General features: G+C 66.7%; 9 protein-coding genes. 6 read left to right on the top strand and 3 right to left on the bottom strand.

What is annotated here, in order from left to right:
* Window positions 1-154 precede the first annotated feature (154 nt).
* Complete coding sequence (locus tag ACFWPJ_RS22835) at window positions 155-403, top strand: DUF6374 family protein (protein WP_378854421.1); 249 nt, start codon at window positions 155-157, stop codon at window positions 401-403.
* A complete protein-coding gene (locus ACFWPJ_RS22830) occupies window positions 400-687 on the top strand; it encodes a hypothetical protein (protein ID WP_378854420.1) in 288 nt (95 codons plus the stop codon). The genes ACFWPJ_RS22835 and ACFWPJ_RS22830 overlap by 4 nt, the downstream gene beginning before the upstream one ends.
* 72 nt (window positions 688-759) lie before the next feature.
* On the opposite strand, the gene ACFWPJ_RS22825 is transcribed toward ACFWPJ_RS22830, so the two are convergent.
* Window positions 760-1,617: a hypothetical protein gene (locus ACFWPJ_RS22825; protein WP_378854418.1), complete on the bottom strand. Its 858-nt coding sequence runs from the start codon at window positions 1,615-1,617 to the stop codon at window positions 760-762.
* Window positions 1,618-1,751: 134 nt separating this feature from the next.
* The gene (locus tag ACFWPJ_RS22820; protein WP_378854416.1) at window positions 1,752-1,961 is read right to left on the bottom strand and encodes a hypothetical protein; all 210 of its coding nucleotides are present in this window, start codon (window positions 1,959-1,961) and stop codon (window positions 1,752-1,754) included.
* Window positions 1,962-2,016: 55 nt separating this feature from the next.
* Between ACFWPJ_RS22820 and ACFWPJ_RS22815 the strand changes: the two genes are divergently transcribed.
* Both ACFWPJ_RS22815 and ACFWPJ_RS22810 read left to right on the top strand, forming a co-directional pair.
* Window positions 2,017-2,289: a DUF6374 family protein gene (locus tag ACFWPJ_RS22815; RefSeq protein WP_378854414.1), complete on the top strand. Its 273-nt coding sequence runs from the start codon at window positions 2,017-2,019 to the stop codon at window positions 2,287-2,289.
* A 114-nt stretch (window positions 2,290-2,403) separates the two neighbouring features.
* The gene (locus ACFWPJ_RS22810; protein WP_378854412.1) at window positions 2,404-2,577 is read left to right on the top strand and encodes a hypothetical protein; all 174 of its coding nucleotides are present in this window, start codon (window positions 2,404-2,406) and stop codon (window positions 2,575-2,577) included.
* 197 nt (window positions 2,578-2,774) lie between these two features.
* On the opposite strand, the gene ACFWPJ_RS22805 is transcribed toward ACFWPJ_RS22810, so the two are convergent.
* Window positions 2,775-3,239 carry a hypothetical protein gene (locus tag ACFWPJ_RS22805; protein WP_378854410.1) on the bottom strand — a complete coding sequence of 155 codons (465 nt, stop codon included), beginning with the start codon at window positions 3,237-3,239 and terminating at the stop codon, window positions 2,775-2,777.
* 319 nt (window positions 3,240-3,558) lie between these two features.
* On the opposite strand from ACFWPJ_RS22805, the gene ACFWPJ_RS22800 reads away from it, so the two are divergent.
* Window positions 3,559-3,816 (top strand): hypothetical protein, encoded by a 258-nt coding sequence (locus tag ACFWPJ_RS22800; protein WP_378854408.1) that lies wholly within the window; start codon window positions 3,559-3,561, stop codon window positions 3,814-3,816.
* 63 nt (window positions 3,817-3,879) lie between these two features.
* Complete coding sequence (locus ACFWPJ_RS22795; RefSeq protein WP_378854406.1) at window positions 3,880-5,625, top strand: ParB/RepB/Spo0J family partition protein; 1,746 nt, start codon at window positions 3,880-3,882, stop codon at window positions 5,623-5,625.
* Window positions 5,626-5,698: the final 73 nt, after the last annotated feature.

The following is a 5,698-nucleotide window of genomic DNA, read 5'->3' as shown; positions in this document are numbered from 1 at the left end:
GCGATGAACGTCCCCTCTGCCGCATACCGCGCGATCTCGGTGACCGATGTCCTATACAGATATGACGGTCAGCCACGCCGCCGACCAGTACTCGAACACATCCAGCAATGTGCACTGATCGAAAGTTTGTTCGAATCAGAGTAGGGTTCGGTACATGCCCCAGACGTCACGACCGGGCTGGACAGCGGCCACCTTGGCTGCGGTCCGCCAGCAGCTGCTCGATGCGGCCGCGTTCGGCACGACGTTGCCGCTCACCGACGTCGACGGCATCGTCGCCCGCCTGGACCGGCTTCTGCGGGGCCAGTTCCGCGCCCACAGCCCCCGCGCGCTCTCGCAGTCGCGGCGGTCGCTTCACCCGCGCTCGCCGATGGGCTGTCAGGGCTACCGGCAGGGACTACGGTGACCACGTCGCTGTTCGACTCGTGGCCGGAGGAATTCAGTCCGCCGATGCGGATCGAGGTGGATCCGGCCCAGCCGGTCACCGTCGACCTCGGCACCGCTTTCCATACCCGTCCGGCCCATTTCCGTGCCGATGCCCTGTCCCTACGTGTCCGCAACGGCGGCCTGTGCCTCGCTGATACGGCACCTGGCCTGCTTTCGGCGTGGGCAAGGGTCTCTTCTCTGCACTTGGCAAGAAGCTTCACCGAATCGGCAGCTGCTCCCCGCAGGGCCAGCTCGCTGCGGTGAGCGACGCGCTGTAATGCCGATCACACGGCGTTCAGGGGCCCGCTCTCCGGCGCATGCCAACTCGCAGAGGGATCATCGACTATCTGCCTCCTGCATGCCTTGCTCCGCGTCTGGAAAATTCCAGTTCAGGGTAAGTTTCGCCTGTGGAGCAACCTCTGCGACACGGCGGGCGACAGTGGCCTCGAATTCGGACCGCCACCGATCGAAGCCACTGATGGCCATGGCCGCCGGCACAGTTCCGCCGTCGATTCGCCACCGGTCGTTGTCATCGGTGCCGACCCGACTGAACAGCCGGGTGCCGGGAAACTCGCTGCGATGGAACTGATGTATGGCCTCCGCCCTCACGGTTCGCAATTGGTCTTCGTCGTCCAGTTCGGTGACGGTCCAGGAGTATTCGACCGGCGTGAGCGCGAAGGCCTTGACGTCCATACCGAGTCGGATCGCCGGTGGGGCTCCTCGGACAGCCTCGTCCTGTCGGAACCCGGTGATGGACTTGGCCAACTCGACTGGCACCTCATAAAATTCGTCGATTCCAGAGTCTCGGGCAGAACGAACGCCAGCGGCGGACATCAGTTCATCGAAGACGTCCGGCACCTCTCCTTCAACGGTGACATCTGTCGTCTCCGCGAGGTGCTCGGCTTTCCATACCTGCTGACCGTTGCACCATCGGGCAGCGGCGCTTTCCGGTCCGTACGTCGATTCATGGCACGTGACCAGTTCTGCGCGTCGAGAAAGCCGCGCCAACAGATCCGGACGGTACGGATACCCCGGATGAGTGTCGCGGACGAGCACTGTCACCCATCCGCCGCGCAGCGCCGCTGCGGCAAAGTCCGATTCTTGGGCTACCGAACGGCCCTCGAGATCGATCAGCCCCAATTCGTCGAACAGGTCACCCGGAACATCTCCGCGAACCGCGACCCAAGAAGTCATGTATCCCACCTCGGAGACTGTATTGGCTGCCTACGACACGACCTCCCGTGCCCGAGGTTGGAGCGCTCTCCGCAGCTCGTCCATCCCGCTCACCCCGTAGTCAGTTCGGCGGACTATCAGTTCAGTAGGTGCAGTTAACAGGACAGGACCCAGGCATGCAGCCATCCCGGAACGCTTTCGGCAAGCCGGAGCCCACCCAGTTTCACCCGCATCGGCAATCGATCCTGGCGGAAGTGTTTCGGCCTGGTCGCGATTGCCAGATGGGCGGCGACCATCACCTTCTGCGGCGGGTCGACGATCCGCCACGGCGAGGGAGTGAAGGTCACCGGCCAGTTCTCGAACACACCCGCGAACCTACATCGCTCGAATATATGTTCGATAACGGGTAGTGTGCTCGCTATGCCCGAGATGCCTCGCCCCGCGCAGACGGCAGCGACGCTGGCCACGGTCCGCCGCCAGCTCCTCGACACCGCGGCGTTCGGCATCACGCTCGCTCCTGATCAGCTCGAGCAGGTCGCGGCGCGGCTGACCGAGGTGCTGCGTGGTTACGCCGAAGCCGACACCCGCAGGTATCCGCGGTTGCGGCGTCCTCATCGTCCGCGTTCGCCGCGAACCGTGCATCCCTGGGGACGTGACCGTGCACCGCGCGACCCCGAGCAACCCCCGCCGTAGCCTGCAGGCGTTCTGCCAGGTGGCCCCAGGCGTTTGTCTGACGCGGTTACCGGTTGGCCGAAAGTCGTCCGAATTGCCGGGAACCTCCACCGGGCACGATCCGTCCAAACTGGCATGACCCCTGAAGACCGTGATGCGCTGATCGAGGCGGGCTACAACCCCGACGACCCTGACGTACAGGACCGCATGATCGAGGTGGAGCGCGGTCTGAAGCTGCTGCGCCAGCGCTGGCACTCGCAGCCGCGCGACATCGGCCGATGCTGCAGCAAGCGACGAGCACCGAGGTGACACCGCAACAGCCGACACGCTGGCCATCGCGGCCAACTCGCTGGTGGCACATAGCGGCGCGATCCACTGGGCGGATGATGGTCGTGGGCTCCCCTCAGTTCATCGCGAGTCCGCCGCGATCGGGAATGACGGTTTGGACGCTGGTTTCCGTAGCCACGACCCACCCCGGCGGCGACCAGCAGCGGTCTACCAGTAGGTCATGTCGATCGGGAACGAGAACGCCCGACGCCTACCTGGTTGTGCGGCGTGCACCGGTGCCCTCTTGTCGCGCAACGGCTTTGAGTATCCGGTGGTTCCCATCTACCAGCTGGCGTCGCTGCGGTCTGCGCGATGTCGGCTACCCAGGCTGCCGCCGCAGCGAAGGAAGTGTCGACCTGCATGCCCTCGCTCACCCGGAACCCGCCGACGTGCGCCGTGGTGCCCCAGCCGATCATGACCGTGTCCTGCCCAGTGACTGCCAGCTCCCACACCAGCCGATCCGGGTCGACGACACGGCCGTAGCGCAGCACCCTCAGGTCGGTCGCGACGGTGGCTATCGCATCGACCCACACCGTGGGCGGCTCGATGCCCGCGCCGGGCATATCGACGACGTCGGGCTCGTCGGCGGCGACGCCGAACCGCCACACCAGCAGGTCGTCGTTCCCGAGCTTGGGCAGCGGCATGACGACCACAATCTCACGCCGCACGTTACCTGCGAGCAAGTTCCAGGACGCGGAGTGCGTCGCGGCGGCGGCTACGACGACTCCACCAGAGAGGGCTGGCCGGGCCACGCCACAGGCCCGGAATCTGTGGGCAGCGGTCAACGAACTGGCTCGCCGTCTACACCGACGACCGGCCCCGGCCGCGATGCGTCGACATCGCCCACGATCAGCGCCGACATACCCGATCAGCGCGGGCCGCGCGACCACCGGAAACGGCTGACCATCCCTCTGCACTGCCCACCATCACCCGCATCCGTTCGCTACGACAGGAGCACATCCCATGTCCACCAACACCGCTGTCCCCGACCCGACCATCGAGATGGTCGTGGAATCGGTGCCCCGCACCGAATTCACCCCCCGCGAACACCTCGGCACCGCCGGTGCCATCGCCGACCTCGGCGAGGATCCGATCATCGACCGCTGGCGCAGCCAGGCCCCGAGCTGGCGCGGCAAGCACTGGACCTACCGACCCGACACCGACGGCGCCCTGCGGTTGTTCCCGATCAACGTCGCCCGTGCCACCCGCACCACCACCTGACCACACCTGCCCAGGTTCGCCTCCAGGACGCACCGACCCCTGCCCCGTTGAAAGGAACACTTGTTGACCACTGTCGTGACCGACTCGAGCGACCTCGATGTCGCCGATCCCCCGCCCGTGGCTGTCGTCGAGCCGAGTGCCGAGCCCGCCCAGGCGCCGCCGCCCGGTGCGATCGCGCAGAATCTCGATCCGCGGGCGCTGGTGATCACCGGCAACAACGTGCGCCCGGCACCGGATCTGGCCGACCATCCGAAGGAGGTCGCCTCGATCCGCCAGTTCGGGGTGCGTAACCCGATCCTGGCCGTCCGCGAAACCGACGGCAGCATCCACGTCATCGACGGCCAGGTCCGCACGCTCGCCGCGATCGCCACCGGGCAGAACACGGTGCCGGTGTGGGTGAGCGAGGTCGACCCGAGCATCGGCGACCGGGAACGCCAGATCGAACGGATCTTGACCCAGATCAACCTCAACGACCGCCGCATCGAGTTGACCGACTCCGCCCGCGCCGCCGGTGTCGCGCTAATGCTCGACCTCGGCGCCAGCGTGACCCGCATCACCGAAGGCTTGCAAGCCTCGGACCGTTCCCGGATCCGCAAGGCCGGGACGATCGCGCGCTCGGACACCGCGCGGCGGTTGCTCGACGACGGCCAGCTCAGCCTCGACCAGCTCGAAACCATCGCCGGATACGAAACTCTCGGCGACACCGACGCCGTCGAGGCGTTGACCAGCGTGACGCGGTACCAGTTCGACTACCAGGCCCGCCTCATCGCCGACGGCCGCCAGACCCGCCGCGACCGACTGCGGGCAGCACTGCCGTATGCCGCGTTCGGGTTCGGGGTGCTGACCGACCTGCCCGATATCGGCACCGACCTGATCCCCGACGGTGAACTTCTCACCGGTGACGGGTTGCCGGTCAGCGAAACCGACATCTATGTTGACGCGAGGCTGTGGCGGGTGTTCGTCGACCTGGTCGACGACGCCGAACTCCTCGACGAGACCACCGGCGAGCTCGTCGATCCCGCCACTGTCGACTGGGACACCAGAGATCTCGGCCCCGACGCCGAACCCGTGCAAGGGAAGCGGAGCGCGCACGGCCTCAGCACCCGCGACGCGTGGATGCCCACCTACTACCTGCCCGCGGCAGCCCTGGCCGAGAGCGGACTTCGCCGCGTCGACCCTGTCTCCGACGATGTCGGTACACAGGCCGGCGGTGAAGCCGACCAGCAGGCCGAACGCGAACAGCAGCAGGCCGAGCGGGACCAGGAACGCGCCAAACGTGCCCGGGTGATCGAGCTCAATAAACGAGGTGTCGCGGCCAAAGCCCGTCGCATCGATTTCCTGACCCAACTTCTCTCGGCGCGGACCGCCCCTGCCGGGGCGGCGGAGCTGGTCGCGGTGTCGTTGACCCGTGAACCAGGATTGCTGGGGTGGCCCGCGGCGGATCTTGCCCGCGACCTCGTCGGCGCCGACACCGCCGACGACCTGATCGGCAAAGCTGTCGCGGCGACACCCGGGCGGGCGTGGGTACTCGTACTCGCTCTGGTGCTGGCCGCCCATGAAGCGCGCCTCGACAAGGACTCGTGGCGGCGTCCCAACGGCGCCGCGGCCCGATACCTGCACTTCCTCGCCGAGGCCGCCCGCAAACTCGCCAAGACCAACGGATCCGAGGAATTTCGGCTCGTCGATGTCGAACTCGCCACCGCCGGTGACATCGACTACCTCGACATCGACCTCGACAATCCCCACACCGACCCGGTGATCACCGAACCCGCCGACATCGAGGATCAGGACCTGCCGGTCGCGGCCTGACAGGGAGTCGGTCCCCGGCTTGTCCATGGAGGGCGAGCTGGGGATAAAGCCTGACGTTGTCGAGTTCGACGAC

The organism is Nocardia sp. NPDC058497 (genome assembly GCF_042720195.1).
Classification (GTDB): Bacteria; Actinomycetota; Actinomycetes; order Mycobacteriales; family Mycobacteriaceae; genus Nocardia.
This window is presented reverse-complemented; position numbering and strand designations above follow the sequence as displayed.